The 18588-nt window shown below is 71.2% G+C and carries 18 protein-coding genes and 1 tRNA gene; 7 read left to right on the forward strand and 12 right to left on the reverse strand.

The genetic code is table 11. The annotated features are described in order from the left end of the window. Window positions 1–9: 9 nt before the first annotated feature. The 5 genes from ACFY0F_RS13225 to ACFY0F_RS13245 all read right to left on the reverse strand — a co-directional run bounded on the left by ACFY0F_RS13225 (window position 10) and on the right by ACFY0F_RS13245 (window position 6029). Entirely contained in the window at window positions 10–1485 is a 1476-nt protein-coding gene (locus ACFY0F_RS13225; RefSeq protein WP_388792587.1) for a peptidoglycan D,D-transpeptidase FtsI family protein, read from the reverse strand. After that, window positions 1482–2918 carry an FtsW/RodA/SpoVE family cell cycle protein gene (locus ACFY0F_RS13230; RefSeq protein ID WP_388792589.1) on the reverse strand — a complete coding sequence of 479 codons (1437 nt, stop codon included), beginning with the start codon at window positions 2916–2918 and terminating at the stop codon, window positions 1482–1484. The genes ACFY0F_RS13225 and ACFY0F_RS13230 overlap by 4 nt, the downstream gene beginning before the upstream one ends. Window positions 2919–2945: 27 nt before the next feature. Continuing rightward, window positions 2946–4493, reverse strand: coding sequence for a Stp1/IreP family PP2C-type Ser/Thr phosphatase (locus ACFY0F_RS13235; RefSeq protein WP_388792591.1), 1548 nt, complete (start codon window positions 4491–4493; stop codon window positions 2946–2948). A gap of 140 nt (window positions 4494–4633) precedes the next feature. Next, window positions 4634–5152: an FHA domain-containing protein gene (locus ACFY0F_RS13240; RefSeq protein ID WP_388792592.1), complete on the reverse strand. Its 519-nt coding sequence runs from the start codon at window positions 5150–5152 to the stop codon at window positions 4634–4636. A 10-nt stretch (window positions 5153–5162) separates the two neighbouring features. Further along, the gene (locus tag ACFY0F_RS13245; RefSeq protein WP_388792594.1) at window positions 5163–6029 is read right to left on the reverse strand and encodes an FhaA domain-containing protein; all 867 of its coding nucleotides are present in this window, start codon (window positions 6027–6029) and stop codon (window positions 5163–5165) included. Window positions 6030–6455: 426 nt separating this feature from the next. Here ACFY0F_RS13245 and ACFY0F_RS13250 point away from each other — a divergent pair. The 4 genes from ACFY0F_RS13250 to ACFY0F_RS13265 all read left to right on the forward strand — a co-directional run bounded on the left by ACFY0F_RS13250 (window position 6456) and on the right by ACFY0F_RS13265 (window position 9761). Beyond that, window positions 6456–6539: transfer RNA gene (locus ACFY0F_RS13250), tRNA-Leu, on the forward strand. A gap of 510 nt (window positions 6540–7049) precedes the next feature. Then, entirely contained in the window at window positions 7050–8195 is a 1146-nt protein-coding gene (locus tag ACFY0F_RS13255; protein WP_388792596.1) for an FAD-dependent oxidoreductase, read from the forward strand. Between the two features lie 58 nt (window positions 8196–8253). Beyond that, a complete protein-coding gene (locus ACFY0F_RS13260; RefSeq protein ID WP_388792598.1) occupies window positions 8254–9069 on the forward strand; it encodes an alpha/beta fold hydrolase in 816 nt (271 codons plus the stop codon). Window positions 9070–9179: 110 nt separating this feature from the next. Then, entirely contained in the window at window positions 9180–9761 is a 582-nt protein-coding gene (locus ACFY0F_RS13265; RefSeq protein WP_388792600.1) for an NADPH-dependent FMN reductase, read from the forward strand. Window positions 9762–9828: 67 nt separating this feature from the next. Here ACFY0F_RS13265 and ACFY0F_RS13270 read toward each other — a convergent pair whose 3' ends face one another. Beyond that, on the reverse strand, window positions 9829–10524 hold the full coding sequence (locus tag ACFY0F_RS13270; RefSeq protein ID WP_388792601.1) for a TetR/AcrR family transcriptional regulator: 696 nt from the start codon (window positions 10522–10524) through the stop codon (window positions 9829–9831). A gap of 178 nt (window positions 10525–10702) precedes the next feature. Between ACFY0F_RS13270 and ACFY0F_RS13275 the strand changes: the two genes are divergently transcribed. The 3 genes from ACFY0F_RS13275 to ACFY0F_RS13285 all read left to right on the forward strand — a co-directional run bounded on the left by ACFY0F_RS13275 (window position 10703) and on the right by ACFY0F_RS13285 (window position 13429). After that, the gene (locus tag ACFY0F_RS13275; protein WP_388792603.1) at window positions 10703–12151 is read left to right on the forward strand and encodes a DUF2252 domain-containing protein; all 1449 of its coding nucleotides are present in this window, start codon (window positions 10703–10705) and stop codon (window positions 12149–12151) included. Window positions 12152–12227: 76 nt separating this feature from the next. Continuing rightward, complete coding sequence (locus ACFY0F_RS13280) at window positions 12228–13040, forward strand: hypothetical protein (protein ID WP_388792605.1); 813 nt, start codon at window positions 12228–12230, stop codon at window positions 13038–13040. Between the two features lie 59 nt (window positions 13041–13099). Further along, on the forward strand, window positions 13100–13429 hold the full coding sequence (locus tag ACFY0F_RS13285) for a rhodanese-like domain-containing protein (protein ID WP_388793208.1): 330 nt from the start codon (window positions 13100–13102) through the stop codon (window positions 13427–13429). Window positions 13430–13463: 34 nt separating this feature from the next. Here the strand turns inward: ACFY0F_RS13285 and ACFY0F_RS13290 are convergent, their stop codons facing one another. The 6 genes from ACFY0F_RS13290 to paaA all read right to left on the reverse strand — a co-directional run bounded on the left by ACFY0F_RS13290 (window position 13464) and on the right by paaA (window position 18331). Further along, a complete protein-coding gene (locus ACFY0F_RS13290; RefSeq protein WP_388792607.1) occupies window positions 13464–14597 on the reverse strand; it encodes an acyl-CoA dehydrogenase family protein in 1134 nt (377 codons plus the stop codon). Window positions 14598–14704: 107 nt separating this feature from the next. Beyond that, window positions 14705–15769 carry a 2Fe-2S iron-sulfur cluster-binding protein gene (locus ACFY0F_RS13295; RefSeq protein WP_388792609.1) on the reverse strand — a complete coding sequence of 355 codons (1065 nt, stop codon included), beginning with the start codon at window positions 15767–15769 and terminating at the stop codon, window positions 14705–14707. Then, entirely contained in the window at window positions 15770–16318 is a 549-nt protein-coding gene (gene paaD / locus ACFY0F_RS13300; RefSeq protein WP_388792611.1) for a 1,2-phenylacetyl-CoA epoxidase subunit PaaD, read from the reverse strand. Next, the gene (gene paaC, locus ACFY0F_RS13305; protein ID WP_388792613.1) at window positions 16312–17034 is read right to left on the reverse strand and encodes a 1,2-phenylacetyl-CoA epoxidase subunit PaaC; all 723 of its coding nucleotides are present in this window, start codon (window positions 17032–17034) and stop codon (window positions 16312–16314) included. Before paaC ends, paaD begins: the two co-directional genes overlap by 7 nt. After that, entirely contained in the window at window positions 17031–17318 is a 288-nt protein-coding gene (gene paaB / locus ACFY0F_RS13310; protein WP_388792615.1) for a 1,2-phenylacetyl-CoA epoxidase subunit PaaB, read from the reverse strand. Before paaB ends, paaC begins: the two co-directional genes overlap by 4 nt. Beyond that, window positions 17315–18331, reverse strand: a complete 1017-nt coding sequence (gene paaA / locus ACFY0F_RS13315; RefSeq protein ID WP_388792617.1) for a 1,2-phenylacetyl-CoA epoxidase subunit PaaA — start codon at window positions 18329–18331, stop codon at window positions 17315–17317. Before paaA ends, paaB begins: the two co-directional genes overlap by 4 nt. Between the last annotated feature and the right edge of the window lie 257 nt (window positions 18332–18588).

Genomic DNA, 18588 nt, shown 5'->3' on the forward strand with positions numbered 1-18588 from the left:
TGAGCGGTGTCACTTCTTGGAACCGATGACCGCCTCCATCACGCTCTTCGCGATCGGCGCCGCGAGGCCGCCGCCGGAGATGTCCTCGCGGTTGGCCTGGTCGTCCTCGATCACCGTGGCCACGGCGACCGGCGAGCTGCCGTCGGAGAGCTTGGCGTAGGAGATGAACCAGGCGTACGGGTTCGCACTGTTCTCGACGCCGTGCTGGGCGGTACCGGTCTTGCCGCCCACGGTGACACCGCTGATCTGGGCGTTCTTGCCGGTGCCGTCCTTGACGACCGTCTCCATCATGGACTGCAGGATCTGGGCGTTCTTCGGGGTCAGCGGCTGGCTGAGCTCCTCCGGGTCCGTCTTGGCGACCGGGTCGAGGTTGGAGGACTGCAGTTCGTCGACCATGTACGGCTTCATCAGCTTGCCGTCGTTGGCGACGGCGGAGGCGACCATGGCCATCTGGAGCGGGGTCGCGGCGGTGTTGAACTGGCCGATCGAGGACAGCGCGGTCTGCGACCTGTCCATCTTGTCGGAGAACACCGAGGCGTTGGAGCGGACCGGGGTGAACTGCTCGGAGTCGAAGCCGAACTTCTTCGCCTCCGCCAGCATCTTGTCGTTGCCGAGGTCGGCGCCGATCTTGCCGAAGACGGAGTTGCAGGACACCTTGAGCGCCACGCGCAGGGGGGCGTTCTTGCAGGGGATGTTGCCCTCGTTCTTCAGCGGGGTCGTGGTGCCCGGCATGATGTACGGCAGCGGCGAGTCGGTGTTCTCGTCGGCCGACTTGTACAACCCGTTCTCCAGCGCGGCCGCCGCGGTGACCACCTTGAAGGTGGAGCCCGGCGGGTACGTCTCGCGCAGCGCACGGTTCTGCATCGGGTCGTTGGGGTTGTTCTTCTTCAGGAGGCTCTTCCAGGCCTTGGCGTCGGAGTCGCTGGCGCCCGCGAAGGACGACGGGTCGTACGACGGGTAGGAGGCCAGGGCCAGGATCTTGCCGGTCGACGGTTCGAGCGCGACCACGGCGCCCTTGCCGCCCTGCTGCTTCAGGCCGTTGTACGCGGCCTTCTGCGCGGCGGCGTTGAGGGTGGTGACGACGTTGCCGCCCTGCTGCTGCTTGCCCGTGATCATGTCGAGGGTCTTGCGGAAGAAGAGCCGGTCGTCGTCGCCGGTGAGGATGCCGTCGTCGATGGACTCCAGCTGGGTGGCGCCGAATGCCTGGGAGGCGAACCCGGTGACCGGCGCCCACATGGGGCCGTTCTTGTAGGTGCGCTTGTACTTCAGGTCGTTGTTCTTCGTCTCCGTGGACCCGGTGATGGGATCGCCGTCGACGATGATGTCGCCGCGCGGGGTGGCGTAGCGGGCGATGGTGACGCGGCGGTTGTCCGTGTCGTTCTTGAGGCTGTCGGCCTTGACGTACTGCAGCCAGTTGTCCCGGATGAGGAGGGTGAGGACGAGGAGGCCGCAGAAGATCGCGATCCGGCGCAGGGGTTTGTTCATGACGGGCGGACCACCTGGGTCATCTCGGCGTCGGGGTTGCCGGCGGGGGCGGGCGCCGGTCGTCTGGCGGTGTCGCTGATGCGGATGAGGATGCCGATGAGCGCCCAGTTGGCGATGACGGAGGAGCCGCCGTACGCCAGGAACGGCATCGTCATACCGGTCAGCGGGATCAGGCCCATCACGCCGCCGGCCACCACGAAGACCTGCAGCGCGAAGGCGCCGGACAGGCCGACGGCGAGCAGCTTGCCGAAGGGGTCGCGGGCGGCGAGGGCGGTGCGTACGCCGCGCTCCACGATCAGGCCGTAGAGCAGGAGGATCGCCATGATGCCGGCGAGGCCCATCTCCTCGCCGAAGGTGGCGAGGATGAAGTCGGAGTTGGCGGCGAAGCGGATGAGCTCGGAGTGGCCCTGGCCGAGACCGCTGCCGAGGGTGCCGCCGGAGCCGAACGCCCACAGGGCCTGCTGGAGCTGCTCGGAGTGGCCGAGCACGCCCTTTCGGCTGAGCAGGTACTCGTGCATCGGGTTCATCCACGCCTGGACACGCGACTTCACGTGCGGCTCGATGCTTGCCACGCCCACGGCGCCGGCCGCGGACATCAGCAGACCGAAGACGATCCAGCTGGTCCGTTCGGTGGCGACGTACAGCATGATCACGAACATGCCGAAGAACAGCAGCGAGGTGCCGAGGTCGGTCTCGAAGACCAGGATGAGGATCGAGATGAACCAGACGACCAGGATCGGGCCGAGGTCGCGGCCGCGGGGCAGATAGAGGCCCATGAAGCGGCGGCTGGCCAGCGCGAGCGCGTCGCGCTTCACCATCAGGTAGCCGGCGAAGAAGACCGCCAGGACGATCTTCGCGAACTCACCGGGCTGGATGGAGAAGCTGCCTACGTGAATCCAGATCTTGGCGCCGTAGAGGTTGGTGCCCAGCCCCGGGACGAGCGGCAGGAGCAGCAGCAGCAGCGCGGCGACCATGGAGATGTACGTGTACCGCTGCAGTACCCGGTGGTCCTTGAGGAAGACGAGAACGGCGACGAACAGCGCGATTCCCAGCGAGGTGTACAGCAGCTGCTTGGGCGCCGCACTACCGGCCTGGTCGATCGACTGCAGCAGTTTGGACTGGTCCAGGCGCCAGATGACGACCAGGCCGAGTCCGTTGAGCAGGGTGGCCACCGGCAGCATGAGCGGGTCGGCGTACGGGGCGAACTTTCTCACCACGAGGTGGGCGACGCCGGCCAGCAGACCGAGGCCGAGGCCGTAGCTCAGCAGGCCCGCGGGTACCTGGTCGTTGATGGCCAGGCCCACGTTGGCGTAGGCGAACACCGGGATGGCGACGGCGAAGACCAGAAGCGCCAGTTCGGTGTTGCGGCGGCTCGGGGCGCCGATCGCGCCGATCGTGGACGTGTGGTGCGTCGACTGGTTGGTAGTGCTCATCGTGTGACGGGGCCTCTCACGGCTTGCCTACTGCTTACCGCACAGCGAGACGACCTTCTGCTCATCCTCCGAGAGGCTGGGGCCGGGGCTGGGGGTCGCGGACGGGGTCGTGGACGGAGACTTCGAATGCGAAGGGGACGGCGTCGTGCCCGACGGGTTCGGTGTCGGCGAGGCCTTGGACGTGAAGGAGGTGGTGGTGGTTCCCGTGGTGCCCGAAGGCTTGCCCTGGCCGGTCCTGGAGCTGCTCTTGTTCGCGGCCGTCTGGCGTTCGGCTTCCTTCCTGCACGCGGAGGCCTGCACGGACAGTTCGTCGATCTTCGACTGGGCGTCCTTCAGGCCGCCCTCCGCGATCGTGTTCTTGACCTGCTTCTGCTGGTAGGGCGGCAGGTACTTGAGTTCGATCTCGGGGTGGTCCTTCTCCACCTTCGACAGCGACACCCAGGCCAGGTCCTGGCTGATGCCCCGGTACAGCGCCACGTGCTCGTCCTTGGTGCCCACGTAGTACTGCGTCTGGGTCCAGCGGTAGCCGCCGTAGAGGCCGCCGCCGATGACGGCGAGGGCGAGGGTGCCGTACAGGGACCGCTTGAGCCATCTGCGGCCCTTGCGGGGCTTGGTGAAGTCGTCGTCGGTGTAGTCGCCGAAGCTGCCGCCCGGGATGTAGCCGGTGGTGTCGCCGCTGCCGGGCGGGCCGAACTCGCCGCCGCCCTGGCCGTGGCCCTGGCGGCCGAGGCCGGAGGCGCGGCCGGCCGGGGTCTGCATGATGCCGTTGTCGTGCAGGTGGTGCTGGTTCTCGGCGACGGCGCCGACCACGACGGGCGTGTCGGACAGCTGCGCGGCGAGGGTGTCTCCGGTGTCCAGGTCCAGGACATCGGCGATGATGACGGTGATGTTGTCGGGGCCGCCGCCGCGCAGGGCGAGCTGGATCAGCTCCTGCACGGTCTCCTGCGGGCCCTGGTAGCTGGCGAGGGTCTCTTCCATCGTCTGGTGGGAGACGACGCCGGAGAGGCCGTCGGAGCAGATCAGGTAGCGGTCGCCGGCCCGGACCTCGCGGATGGACAGGTCGGGTTCGACGTGGTCGCCGCTGCCGAGCGCCCGCATGAGCAGGGACCGCTGCGGGTGGGTGGTGGCCTCTTCCTCGGTGATCCGGCCCTCGTCGACGAGGCGCTGGACCCAGGTGTGGTCCTGGGTGATCTGGGTGAGGACGCCGTCGCGCAGCAGGTAGGCGCGGGAGTCGCCGACGTGGACGAGACCGAGCCGCTGACCGGTCCACAGCAGGGCGGTCAGGGTGGTGCCCATGCCCTCGAGCTGCGGGTCCTCCTCGACCATGGAGCGCAACTGGTCGTTGGCGCGCTGCACGGCGGCGCCGAGGGAGGTGAGGATGTCGGAGCCGGGGACGTCGTCATCGAGCGTGACCAGGGTGGAGATGACCTCGGAGGAGGCGACCTCGCCGGCGGCCTGGCCGCCCATGCCGTCGGCGATGGCGAGCAGGCGCGGACCGGCGTAACCGGAGTCCTCGTTGCCCTCCCGGATCATGCCTCTGTGCGATCCGGCGGCGAAGCGCAGTGACAGACTCATGCGCACCTCGCCTGTCGGCTCCGGGTACAGCCGGTCGTGTCGAGCCACACTGCCCACCCTCCGGTCGGGAGCGCGCCGGGGGCCGTGGTGCGGTCCGCCGTGGCGTGCTCGCTCCGCTCGCGCTCAGTCATGATGTAGCACTACTTCCGCAGCTCGATGACGGTCTTGCCGATGCGGATCGGCGCGCCCAGCGGGATCGGCGTGGGAGTCGTCAGCCGGGACCGGTCCAGGTAGGTGCCGTTGGTGGAGCCGAGATCCTCGACGATCCACTGGCCGTCGCGGTCCGGGTAGATCCTGGCATGGCGGCTGGAGGCGTAGTCGTCGTCCAGCACGATCGTGGAGTCGTGGGCGCGGCCCAGGGTGACGGTCTGGCCCTGGAGTGCGACGGTGGTGCCGGTCAGGGTCCCCTCGGTGACGACCAGCTTGGAGGGGGCGTTGCGGCGCTGCCGGCCGCCGCCCTGCTGGCCGCGCTGCTGCGGGGGCGCGGCCTGCTGCCGGGCTGCGGCCTGCTGCGGGCGCGCGGCCTCCCGGCGCGATCCGCGCTGGGTGACGCGCGTACCGAACAGGTCGCTGCGGATGACCTGCACGGCCACGATCACGAACAGCCACAGTACGGCCAGGAAACCCAGCCGCATGACCGTGAGGGTCAGCTCTGACATTGCCCCCGCTTCACCCTTCGGCTTGCCGGTAAATGATGGTGGTACTGCCCACGACGATCCGCGAGCCGTCGCGGAGCGTAGCGCGGGTGGTGTGCTGCCCGTCCACCACGATGCCGTTGGTGGAGCCGAGATCCTGGATCGTCGAGGGCGTTCCGGTCCGGATCTCGCAGTGCCGGCGGGAGACGCCGGGGTCGTCGATCCGCACGTCGGCTTCGGTGCTGCGGCCCAGCACGAGCGTCGGGCGGGAGATCTGGTGGCGGGTGCCGTTGATCTCGATCCAGTAGCGGGTGCGCCCGCCGCTCATCGGGGCGGCCGCGGGCCGCTGGGTGGCGGGCTGTGGGTAGCCGTATCCGCCCGGGCGGGCGCCGGGGGGCGGGGCGGCGGGCATGGGCGGGGCGGCGGCGGGCGGGTAGCCGTAGCCGCCGGGGGCGCCCTGGCCGGGCCGTCCGGTGGGCGGGGACGCCGCGGGGGCGGCGGGTGCCGAGGGGGCCTGCTGGCTGCTGGAGGAGGCGAGGGTGCGGCTGCGCACCCGGTACAGGCCGGTGTCGAGGTCCTCGGCCTTCTCCAGGTTGACCTTGATCGGTCCCATGAAGGTGTAGCGCTGTTGCTTGGCGTAGTCGCGCACCATGCCGGCGAGCTCGTCGCCGAGCTGGCCGGAGTAGGGGCTGAGGCGCTCGTAGTCCGGCGCGCTCAGTTCCACGATGAAGTCGTTGGGTACGACGGTCCGGTCGCGGTTCCAGATGGTGGCGTTGTTGTCGCACTCCCGCTGGAGCGCACCGGCGATCTCCACGGGCTGGACCTCGGACTTGAACACCTTGGCGAAGGTGCCGTTGACCAGACCTTCGAGGCGCTGCTCGAACTTCTTCAGGACTCCCATGGGGCACCTCCTCCGTCGCTGTCGTCCTGTCGTGCCGTGCTGCTTGGGTGCTGCTTGCCGTGCTGCGTTACCTGGTACTGCTTACAGATCGTATCCACGCGCCCGGCAAAGAGCCGGTTCCCCGGGCGCCTCCCCTTCGAACTCCTCTTGTCAAGGATCGTAGAGGTGTGTGAAGACCAGTGTCCCGCACCCGGCTGTGGGCCCGGTCCGCCTCCTGGGGAGATGGCCGGGACCGGTACGAGGTTGATACGTGAACAGGTACTCCTTGATACGTGGGCGTCGGTCGGCGGCCCGGCCTGCGGGCGGCGTCGCCCGCAGGCCGGGGCGGAGGGAAGGGATGTGAATCCGCCCCGTACGACGTGCTAATGTTCTGGGTGTCGGAAGGGGAACGGCCCGCAGGGGCCGGAGCCGGAGGACACACCCAATGCGCGGGTGGCGGAATAGGCAGACGCGCTGGATTCAGGTTCCAGTGCCCGCAAGGGCGTGGGGGTTCAACTCCCCCCTCGCGCACAGTGAGATACCGATGAACGGGTCTCTGCCGGTGACGTAAGTCACGGCAGGGGCCCGTTTCTCGTTGCGTAGACGCTGTGGGGCATCGCACAGCTTGGTCAAGCCGTGGGGAAGGGCCCCGACGCGTGAGCTATCTCACGCGTCGGGGCCCTTCTGACGTTGTGTTCACCACCACCTCAACGGCGACCGTCCCGCCCCCCTCCCTCCCGCGGGCCGCCGGCATCCGCTGATCCGGCGCAGGAGCCGGACACGTCCATGTCGCCGGCAGCGCCGAACCGCGACCGTGCCGCACGCACTTCCTGCTGGGAGCTCCCTGCTTGGAGGTCCCCGCTCGGAGCGATCGGGCAGTCGGCGAACTTGTTCGCAACGAACGCGTTCGCTACGGTGGGGGCGGCTGGTGCGACTGATCCCCCGACAAGCCGCATCCCTCGCCACGACGGGCCCGGCAGCGCCGGCAGCCGACCGTCTCCCGGCATTCAGACACGCTTCCCCACGTCCTCGGAGGGGCCCATGAGCAGCAATCACTTCCCCGTCGCGATCATCGGTGGAGGTCTCGGCGGCCTGACCGCCGCCCGCGTCCTGGAGGTGCACGGCGTCGAGTCGGCGATCTTCGAGTGGGAGGCGTCGGCTTCGGCCCGTACGCAGGGCGGGATGCTCGACATCCACGAGAACAACGGGCAGAAGGCCCTGCACGCCGCAGGTCTGTACGACGACTTCCTCAAGATCGTCCACGAGGGCGGTCAGGCCATGCGTCTGCTCGGCCCCGACGGGACGGTGCACGTGTCCGAGGAGGACGACGGTTCCGGCGGCCGGCCGGAGGTCGACCGAGGCGATCTGCGCGACCTGCTGCTGAACTCCCTGCCCGAGGGCACGGTCCACTGGGGCCGGAAGGTCACCGGCGCCCGGGCGCTGGGCGACGGGCGCCATGAGGTGACCTTCACCGACGGGCTTACCATCACCACCGACCTCCTGATCGGTGCGGACGGAGCATGGTCACGGATCCGGCCGCTGGTCTCGGACGCCAAGCCCGCCTACACCGGCATCTCCTTCGTGGAAAGCGACCTGCTGGACGCCGATGCCCGCCATCCGCGCAGCGCCGCCGTCATCGGCGGCGGGTTCTTCATCTGCCTCGGCGACCAGCGCGGCTTCCTCGCCCACCGGGAGACCGACGGCAGCCTGCACGTCTACACCGCGCTCACGGCCGAGGAGGACTGGCTCGACACCATCGACCTCCGCGACACGGCAGCCGCCAAGGCGGCGGTCCTCGCCCACTTCGAGGGCTGGGACGAGGGCCTGCGCGGCCTGGTCGCCGACGCCGACGGCACGCTCACTCCCCGCCGCATCCACGCCCTGCCCGTCGGGCACCGCTGGCAGCGGACCCCAGGCGTGACGCTGGTGGGCGACGCCGCCCACCTGATGTCCCCGTTCGCCGGCGAGGGCGCCAACCTCGCCATGCTCGACGGCGCGGAACTCGGCCAGGCCGTCGCCGCCCACCCCGGCGACACCGAGGCCGCCCTGGCCACGTACGAGGCGGCCCTCTTCCCGCGCAGTGAGGCGTCCGCCGCCGAGTCCGCCGCCAGCCTGGACATGATGTTCGGCGAGCGGGGCCTGAAACAGATGGTCCACTTCTTCACCTCCGGCCCGGCGGCCCGGTGACGCCGGCTCCGACGGCCGCCGCGTCCCCCGCATCCGAACCCCTCGCACGGAGGAATCCATGACAGTGCCTCTTCGGCGCGCCCTCCGGGTGCGGCCGGGCCTGGATCTGGGACTGTGTGAAGCCGGCCGAGGCAGCCCGGTCCTCGTCCTGCACGGCGGACCCGGCCCCGACAGCATCGCGCCCCTGGTCGGCCACCTCGCATCGGAGCACCGGGTCCTGGCGCCCACCCACCCCGGCTGGGACGGCACCGTACGGCCCGACGACCTGGACTCCGTGCCGGCGCTCGCCGCCGTCTACCTTGAGCTGCTCGCCCACCTCGGACTGAACGACGTGACGGTGATCGGCACGTCCTTCGGCGGATGGGTCGCCGCCCAGACCGTCCTGGACGATCACGAGAGCCGGATCTCGCGGCTCGTGCTCATGGACGCCGTCGGCCCGGTGGTGCCCGGCCGGCAGATCACCGTTCCCGCCGGGCCACCGGCCTGGACGCCCGCGACCCCGGCCGGCGGACCGGCGCAGCGGGGCGGGCCGGCGCAGCGGGGCGGGCCGGCGCAGCGGGGCGGGCCGGCGCCGCGGGGCGGGCCGTCCGCGCAGTCGATGGCCGCCATGCGCGCCTATACCGGACCGGACATGGCGGATGCGGGTCTGCTGCCCCGCTGCTCCGCCATCACCTGCCCGGTGCTGGTGCTCTGGGGCGCCAACGACACGGTTGTCGGCCCCGACTTCGGCCGCGCCTACGCGGCGGCGTTCCCGCACGGACGGTTCGAACTCATCCCCGGAGCAGGTCACCTGCCCATCCGCGAGGAGCCCGAGGCCGTCTTCACCCTCCTCGACTCCTTCCTCACACCCCAGGGCCCGGCCGCGGGCCACTGAGCCCCACCACCTGGCGTCCCTCCCTGTACGGCCTGTGCGGCCTGCGGGGCCCAGGACCGTCCCTGCCCATGCCGGCGGAACCACCGCCCCGTTCACCTACCGAAGGCACGATGACCAAGATCGCCATCATTGTCGGCAGCACCCGCACCGGACGGGCCGGCGCCCGCGTCGCGGAGTGGGTCCTCGAACGCGCCCGCGAACGCGGCGACGCCGACTACGAACTGGTCGACCTCGCCGAGGCCGACCTGCCGCAGATCGACGAACCGCTCCCGCCGGCCATGGGCCGCTACACCCTTGCCCACACCCAGGAATGGGCCACGACCGTCGCCGCCTACGACGGCTACGTGATCGTCACCCCCGAGTACAACCACTCCTTCCCGGGCGCGTTGAAGAACGCCCTCGACCGTGTCTACGCCGAGTGGAACAACAAGGCCGTGGGCCTCGTCTCCTACGGCGTCGACGGAGGTGTCCGCGCCGTCGAGGCCCTGCGCCCGGTCCTGGCCGCCATGCAACTCGCGGACGTCTCAGCGGCCGTCAGCTTGAACCTGCGCACCGACTTCGCCGACTTCGGCGCCACGTTCACCCCCGGCGAGCACCAGGGTCCCGCGCTGACGGCGATGCTCGACCAACTCCTGTCCTGGACCGACGCCCTCGCCCGGACCCGCAACAGCGCTACCCCGACCGCTTCCTGAAGCCCGGGTGCCCGCCGCGGATGACCCTGGACCGACGATGGCCTGCCCGTCGGCAGGGCCAGGACCCTCAATCCGCCGCGTCGGGAACGGGTGTCTGCGTGATGCCGTTGACGAGGACGTCGAAACTCCAGCGCACACGCTCCTCGACGGAGCCGCCGAGCAGAGCCGGCATGTGCGCCCTGATCGCAGGATGGGTGGCCTCGTCCACGGTGTTCAAGGCCGCGGTGAGGGCACTCCAGTCGGCCTCGGCCGCGGGGTCGTGCTCCTGGGTCGAATGCTCGGCGGCGGTGGCCGTGGCGTCCTGGAGCAGCTTGTCGACACCCCAGGCGACCTGCTCACGGGGGGCTCCGCTGCGGGAGAGCAGATCCAGGACGCGCTCCAGCAGACGCAGATAGTTCTCACCGCTGGGACGTGCCACGAGAGCCGATCGGGCCAGCTGCGGATGCTCGAACAGCACGAGCATGTAGGACGTCAACACGGCCAGGAGCTGCTCACGCCACCCCTCACCGGCGCCCGCGCCTTCCAGGTCGACATCCCCCAGCAGGGCGTCCAGCACGGCCGCGTGCAGCTCGGCGGTGTTGGCCACGTAGACGTAGAGCGAGGCCGGACCGGTATCCAACTCCTGCGCCAGACGACGCATGGTCACCTTCTCCAGCCCCTCCGCCCGCATGATCCGCACAGCGGTGTCCACGATCCACCGCCGGGAAAGGGCGGGCTTGGCCGGACGCTCCCGGCGGCTGATCGGCTCTCTTCTTCCAGTCATGCGGCGATCGTAACGAACATGTTCGCCCTCTCCGGGCGCGCCGTGCCTCGTCGGTGGTCCGACCGGCGGTTTTCCACAGGCGGGCGATTGTCCACAGGGTCTGACGCGTTCGAACCACCGGCTGTACGGTCTGCAGACGTTGATGTTCGTGAGAGTGGGTTCGGGGGAGGCGGTCGCGATGACCGAGACCGGTGCTGCAGTGGTGGGGACGGACACCGGAGCGGAGGCGGACACGGGAGAGGTGCGTCGGCTGCCCCGGGTGCGCGGATTCGCCGACTGGCCGCCGCAGGGTTCGCCCAAGCAGGAGGGCAAGGCGCTGCGGGCCGGCGTGCCGCGCAGCGCGCACAGCACCCTGGACCTCGACGGACCCCGCCCGGACGCGGTGAGCGCCGTGGAGGAGTCGAGTCGCGGCCGGATTCCCGAGCTCACGCCGATCAGGGTCGGCAGGATGGCGGCGACGCCGTTCGCCTTCCTGCGCGGCTCGGCCGGGCTCATGGCGTACGACCTGGCCCGCACGCCCACGACCCGCATAGGCACGCAGATATGCGGTGACGCGCACGCGGCCAACTTCGGCCTGTACGGCGACGCGCGCGGTGGTCTGGTCATCGACCTCAACGACTTCGACGAGACGGTGCACGGCCCCTGGGAGTGGGACCTCAAGCGGCTCGCCGCCTCATTGGTGCTGGCGGGCCGGGAGGCGGGCGCCGACGAGGACATGTGCCGTCAGGCGGCGCACGGCGCGGTGGGCGCCTACCGGCGCACCATGCGGCTGCTCGCCAAGTTGCCGGTGCTGGACGCCTGGAACGCCATCGCCGACGAGGAACTCGTCTCGCACACCGACGCCCACGACCTGCTCGGCACGCTGGAGCGGGTCTCCGAGAAGGCGCGGGCCAACACCAGCGGGCGGTTCGCGGCGAAGTCGACCGAGGCCGTCGAGGGCGGCGGGCGACGCTTCGTCGACGCGTCGCCGGTGCTGCGCCGCATACCGGACGAGGAGGCGGCGGCGGTGGCGGCGTCCCTGGAGGATTACGTCACGACCCTCTCCGAGGACCGGCTTCCGCTGCTGTCCCGGCACGCGGTGCACGACGTGGCGTTCCGGGTCGTCGGCACGGGCAGCGTGGGCACCCGGTCGTACGTCGTGCTGCTCCTGGACCACCGCGGCGAACCGCTGGTCCTGCAGGTCAAGGAGGCCCGCCCCTCCGCGCTGGTCCCGCACCTGCTGACGGCCGGTTTCGAGGTGCCGCCGCCCGGCCACGAGGGGCGCCGGGTGGTACTGGGGCAGAAGCGCATGCAGGTGGTCAGCGACATCCTGCTGGGCTGGACGACGGTCGACGGCCGGCCGTTCCAGGTACGGCAGTTCCGTAACCGCAAGGGCAGCGTCGATCCCGCCGCGCTCGCCGCCGACCAGGTCGACGACTACGGCCGTATGACCGGCGCCCTGCTGGCCCGCGCCCATTCCCACAGTGCCGACCCCCGGCTGATCGCCGGGTACTGCGGCAAGAACGAGGAACTGGACGAGGCGATGGCCGCGTTCGCCGTCGCCTACGCCGACCGCACCGAGGCGGACCACGCGGACCTGGTCGCGGCGGTGAGGTCAGGGCGGATCGCGGCGGAGCTGGGGGTGTGAGGCACGTCAGGGGCGCCGCCCGTTGCCTGCCGGGCGCCGGGCCCGGAGGCGGCTCCCGGTGGCCTACGCTGGTCGGGTGACGACCCCGGAAGCTGAGCAGTCCCAGCCGTCCCGGCCCGAGGAGCGGCTGGAGCGGGCCGTGCGGGCCGCCGAGCAGGCCCTGATCGAGTTCGAGATCGCGGTGGAGACCTTCCGCGTCGAGGTCGAGAACTTCTCCCGGCTGCACGAGCAGCGGCTCGGCCCGGTGTACGCCCGGCTCGAGGAGCTCGAGGCGCAGATCGCCGAGGCCAGGGCCGCCCGCACCGGTGACTCCGAGGACCTCCGGCGGGCCGAGGAGGCGCGGGCGAGGGTGATGCCCATCCCCGGCGTCGAGGAACTGCTGCACGGCTGGATGGACGGCCACGGTCTGTTCCCGGAGGCCGCGGCGATGCTCAACGGGCAGGAGGTACGGCCCCCGCAGCGGGTCCGCCCCAGCGAGGAGGCCCGCAAGCTCTACCGGGAACTCGCCCGCAAGGCCCACCCGGACCTGGCGCAGGAGGAGCCCGAGCGGGCGCGGCGCGAGGAGTTCATCACCCGCGTCAACGCCGCCTACGCCCGCGGCGATGAGGCACTGCTGCGGGAGCTGGCCGAGGAGTGGGCCGCGGGACCCGCCCCGGCCGAGCGGCTCCCGAGCCACGCCGAGGAGCTGTACGCCCGCCTGGAGTGGCTGGCGCAGCGCAAGGAACTGCTCACCATGGTCGCCCGTGAACTGGAGGACAGCGCGATCGCCTCCATGCTCCGCCTGGCTCCCGACGACCCCGACGCCCTCCTGGAGGAGATCGCCGAGAAGCTCCGCAGGGACGTGGCGGAGCGCGAGGCGGAACTGGCTGCGCTGCTGGCGCAGGGGTAGCCCGGCCGGTCCCGTGAGCCTCTTCGGGTAGCGTCTGGAACATGAGTTTCTCAGCTGGTGTGCCCACGGTCGGGGTCACGGACCTCAAGGACGGCGACTTCCTGCTGGACGTCCGTGAGGACGACGAGTGGCAGGCGGGTCACGCCGAGGGAGCGTTGCACATCCCCATCAGTGAGTTCGTGGCGCGGTACGGGGAGCTGACCGAGGCTGCCCCGCAGGACGGCCGGGTGAACGTGATCTGCCGCTCCGGCGGTCGTTCGGCCCAGGTCACGATGTACCTGGTCCAGCAGGGCATCGACGCGGTGAACGTGGACGGCGGTATGCAGGTCTGGGCGGCCGCGGGCCGTCCGGTCGTCACGGACCAGGGACAGCCCGGGCACGTCCTGTAGCCCGGCGCCGGGGCCTCGGCGTCGGGTTGGGCGGTCACCCCAGGGGGTGGGCCGCCAGCAGGTCCCCCAGCGTCTCCTCGTACGCCGCCGCCGGGCCGAGTGACAGCTCCAGCTGCTTGGCCCAGGCGTGGTACCGGTGCAGGGGGTAGCCGGTGTCGGCGCCGAAACCGCCGTGCAGGTGCTGCGCGGTCTGCACGACCCGCCGTACGCCGTCCGCCGCCCAGATCTTCGCCACGGCGACGTCCCCCGCGACGGGCAGCGCTCCCGGCGCTCCGGAGGCGATGCGCCACGCGGCCTGCCACAGTGTGGCCTCCATGGCCCGCAGGTCGATGTACCGGTCGGCGGCCTGCACGGCCACCGCCTGGAAGGTCGCGATCGGGTGGCCGAACTGCTCCCGCTTGCCGGTGTAGTCGCTGGTCATCCTCAGCACCCGCTCGCCCAGCCCGAGCGCGAGCGCGCACGTCCCCGTGGCCAGCAGCGCGCGCAGCCACTCCCAGGCGCCGTCGGTGTCGATGACGTCCCCGGCCGCGATCCGCGCGGACCGCAACCGCAGCTCGCCCAGCCGCTCCCCGCTGGTGGAGACCTGCTCGGCGAGCACGACGCCGTCGTGGCCGAGGGGCACCAGCGCGAGGACGGTCCTATCGGCTCCGGTGTGTGCCGGCACGACGACGAGGTCCGCGCCGTACGCCCACGGCACCGCGGTCTGCACCCCGTCCAGTACCCAGCCGTCGACGTCCCGCCGTGCCGTCACGGCGAGTTCGGCCGGGTCATGACCGGTACGGCCGTGCGCGGCGACGGTGAGTACGAGCTCGCCCCGCCCGGCGCCCGACAGCAGCCCGGCCCGCAGCTCCTCGCCGCCGTAGGCCTGTACGGCCGCCGCCGCGGCGCTGCTCTCCAGCAACGGCACCCGGGCCAGCACCTTCGCGGACTCCCGCAGCACCAGGCACAGGGCGATGGTGTCCAGGCCCGCGCCGCCGTACCCGGGGTCGAGCAGCAGGCTCAGCAGGTCGGCGTCGGCGAGCCTGGACCACAGCGCCCGGTCGAAGTCCTCGGCCACGGCGCCCGTGGTGAGCGCCGGGCTCGGCACCCCGTCCGGCGCGACGTCGGCGAACACCCCCCTGGCCGCCTCGGCCGCCGCCAGCTGCTCCTCGGTGAAGGTGAAGTCCACGGTCCTGTCCTCCTGGCGGATCCGCCCGACCGGCGGTGCTGACCTGACGGTCCGTCAAGATAGAACAGGTTCTAGAAGAAGGGAACGGGTGGGTGGGGAGCGGCGCTTCAGCGGTCGAAGTCCAGTTCGACCTTCTCCGTCACGGGATGCGACTGACAGGCCAGCACATATCCGGCCTCCGTCTCCTCCGCCTCCAGCGCGAAGTTGCGGTCCATGCGCACCTCGCCCGACACCAGGAAGGCCCGGCACGTCCCGCACACCCCGCCCTTGCAGGCATAGGGCGCATCGGGGCGGTTGCGCAGCACCGTCTCCAGGAGGGACTCGCCGTCCTGGACCGGCCAGGTGCCGCCACGCCCGTCGAGCCGGGCGGTCACGGTGCTGTGCGCGGGTGCCACGGTGACCGTCGCCGGTGCCGCACCGGCGTCCACGTGGAAGATCTCCTCGTGGATCCGGGCCCGCTCCACCCCGAGTTCCCGCAACGCCCGCTCCGCGCCCTGCACCAGTCCGTAGGGCCCGCACAGGTACCAGCCCGCCACCTCGTCCACCGGCAGCAGCGCCGGCAGCAGCCCCGTCAGCCGTTCCCGGTCCAGCCGCCCGGACGGCAGCCCCGCCTGCTGCTCCTCCCGGGACAGCACGGTGACGAGCTGCAGCCGCTCGGGGTACCGGTCCTTCAGATCGGCGACCTCCTCCAGGAACATGGTGGAGGCGGCCGTGCGGTCGCCGCGTATCAGGCAGAACCGGGCGCGGGGCTCGCGGGCCAGCAGGGTGGAGACGATCGACAGCACCGGGGTGATGCCGCTGCCGCCCACGACCGCCGCGTACAGACCGGGAGCGGGCTCCAGGGTGAACCGCCCGGCCGGGGTCATGACCTCCAGTTCGTCCCCGACGTTCACCTCTTTCAGCGCGTACGACGAGAACGCCCCGCCCTCGACCAGCCGCACCCCGACCCGCAGGGTGTGCGGCCCCACGCCGCCGGGCTCCGGGGCCGGTGAGCAGATCGAGTACGTCCGGCGGGTCTCGACCCCGTCGGCCCGGCGCCGCAGCGCGAGATGCTGGCCCGGCACGTACCGGTACTCCTCGCGCAGCTCCGGCGGGACGGTGAAGGTGAGGGCCACGGAGTCGTCGGTGAGCCGGTCGACCGCGGCCACCGGGAGCGGGTGGAAGCGGGCCATTCACAGCTCCTTGAAGTGGTCGAACGGTTCCCGGCAGGCCAGACAGCGCCGCAGTGCCTTGCAGGCGGTGGAGGAGAACCGGCTCAGCAGCTCGGTGTCGGCGGATCCGCAGTGCGGGCAGCGCACGGGCTCGGGCCCGTCGGTCGCAGCGGGTTCGCCGACGAGGGTACGGATCGGCCCCAGGGTCACGGCGACCGGCCCGGCGTCCCGGCGCACCCGTGGGGGTGCTATCCCGAACTCCCGCAGTTTGCGCCGCCCTTCGTCGGTGATGTCGTCGGTCGACCAGGCGGGCGTGAGCACCGTCCGGACGCTGACCTCGCGCATGCCGTGGGCGCGCAGTGCCTGCTCTATGTCCAGGGACATCGCCTCGATCGCCGGGCAGCCGGTGTAGGTCGGCGTCAGCTCGACGTCGACGGCGTCCGTGCCGCGCACGCGCACCGCGCGCACCACGCCCAGCTCCTGAAGGGTGAGCACGGGCAGCTCGGGGTCGGGGACCGAGCCCGCGATGCGGAGCAGCTCGGTCTCGAGGGCGGTCGCCGGCGTCACCATGACGCCCCCGGATGGCTGCGGTGCAGGTGCTGCATCTCCGCGAGCATCCGCCCGAACGGCTCCGTGTGCAGGCCCTGCCGGCCCGCGCCCGCCGACCACGCCCCGGTCCGCGGGCCCTCGGGGACCGTCAGGGTGGCCCGGCGCAGCACGTCCCCGACGGACTCGAGCCAGGCCGTCTCCAGTCCCGCCCAGTCCGCGTCCAGGCCCTCCACCGGCTGGAACATCTCGCCGGTGAACCGCCACAGCGCCTCGCACGCCCGCCGCATCCGCTCGTGGCCGGTCTCGGTACCGTCGCCGAGCCGCAGGGTCCACTGCTCGGCGTGGTCGCGGTGGTAGGCGACCTCCTTGACGGCCTTCGCCGCCAGCGGGGCGAACGGGCCGTCCCCGGCGGCCAGTTCGGCATGGAGCAGGTGCTGGTAGGTGGAGAAGTAGAGCTGGCGGACGATGGTGTGCGCGAAGTCGCCGTTCGGCTGCTCCACGAGCTGGAGGTTGGTGAAGGCGCGCTCCTCGCGCAGAAAGGCCAGTTCGTCCTCATCGCCGACCATCGACAGCAGGATCCGGGCCTGTCCCAGCAGGTCCAGCGCGATGTTGGCGAGGGCGACCTCCTCCTCCAGGACGGGAGCGTGTCCCGCCCACTCGCCCAGGCGGTGCGAGAGCACCAGGGCGTCGTCGCCGAGGGCGAGTGCGGCCGTCAGGGGCACGGCGGTCGTCGTCACAGGTGCTTCACCCCTTCCGGGATCTCGTAGAACGTCGGGTGCCGGTACGGCTTGTCGGCGGCGGGTTCGAAGAACGGGTCCTTCTCGTCGGGGGAGGACGCCGTGATCGCGGACGCGGGGACGACCCATAGGGAGACGCCCTCGCCACGCCGGGTGTACAGGTCGCGGGCGTTGCGCAGGGCCAGCTCCGCGTCCGGTGCGTGCAGGCTGCCGGCGTGGGTGTGGGAGAGCCCGCGGCGGGAGCGCACGAAAACCTCCCACAGGGGCCAGTCGGTAGAGGTCATGCTCGGCTCGCTCCTGTCCCACCGGTCTGCTCACCGGCGTGCTTGGCCGCGTAGGCCGCGGCCGCCTCCCGTACCCACGCGCCCTCGTCGTGTGCCTGGCGGCGCTGGGTGATCCGCTGTTCGTTGCATGGGCCGTTGCCCTTGAGGACGTCCTGGAACTCCGTCCAGTCGATCGCGCCGAAGTCGTGGTGCCCGCGCTCCTCGTTCCACCTCAGGTCGGGGTCGGGCAGGGTGAGGCCCAGCGACTCGGCCTGTGGGACGCAGATGTCGACGAAGCGCTGGCGCAGCTCGTCGTTGGAGTGACGCTTGATCTTCCACGCCATCGACTGCGCGGAGTGCCGCGAGGCGTCGTCGGGCGGGCCGAACATCATCAGGGACGGCCACCACCAGCGGTCCACCGCGTCCTGCGCCATCGCGTGCTGCTCCGGCGTACCGCGGCTGAGGGCGAGCAGCAGCTCGTACCCCTGGCGCTGGTGGAAGGACTCCTCCTTGCAGATGCGGACCATCGCGCGTGCGTACGGGCCGTACGAGCAGCGGCACAGGGGCACCTGGTTGGTGATGGCGGCGCCGTCCACCAGCCAGCCGATCGCGCCGACGTCGGCCCAGGTCAGGGTGGGGTAGTTGAAGATCGAGGAGTACTTCTGGCGGCCGCTGTGCAGCTTGTCGAGGAGCTCCTCCCGGCTGGTGCCCAGGGTCTCGGCCGCGCTGTACAGGTACAGGCCGTGGCCCGCCTCGTCCTGGACCTTGGCCATGAGGATGGCCTTGCGGCGCAGTGAGGGAGCGCGCGTGATCCAGTTGGCCTCCGGCTGCATCCCGATGATCTCGGAGTGGGCGTGCTGGGCGATCTGCCTGACCAGCGTCGCGCGGTAGGCGTCGGGCATCCAGTCGCGGGGCTCGATGCGCTCGTCCGCCGCCACGGCGGCCTCGAAGGCGCGCTCGTACGCCGCCGTGTCGGCGGTGTCCTGGGCGTGCCGCGCCCCGGTGGCTGTGCGCTGGGCGGCTGCTGTCGCCATGCGGTCCCCCTGACCTCGGGCTGTGCTGGGACACTGTCCCGACCGATCGTTCGGTCCGTGCGGTTCAATGGTGCGGTGAGCTGCCGTGAGGTGTCAACCGCTGTGGAAAACCGCACCCACAGGCTGTGGACAACCTCGTCCGACCTTGCTCGCCACCCTCCCTTCCGCCGTACGGCACCGCATCGGCTGTGCCTCGGGGCTGCGCCGGACGGGTGAGGCTGAGTACCGTTCCGTGCGAGCGCCGCGGACATGTGCGG

Source organism: Streptomyces sp. NPDC001544, assembly GCF_042894285.1.
Lineage (GTDB): Bacteria > Actinomycetota > Actinomycetes > Streptomycetales > Streptomycetaceae > Streptomyces.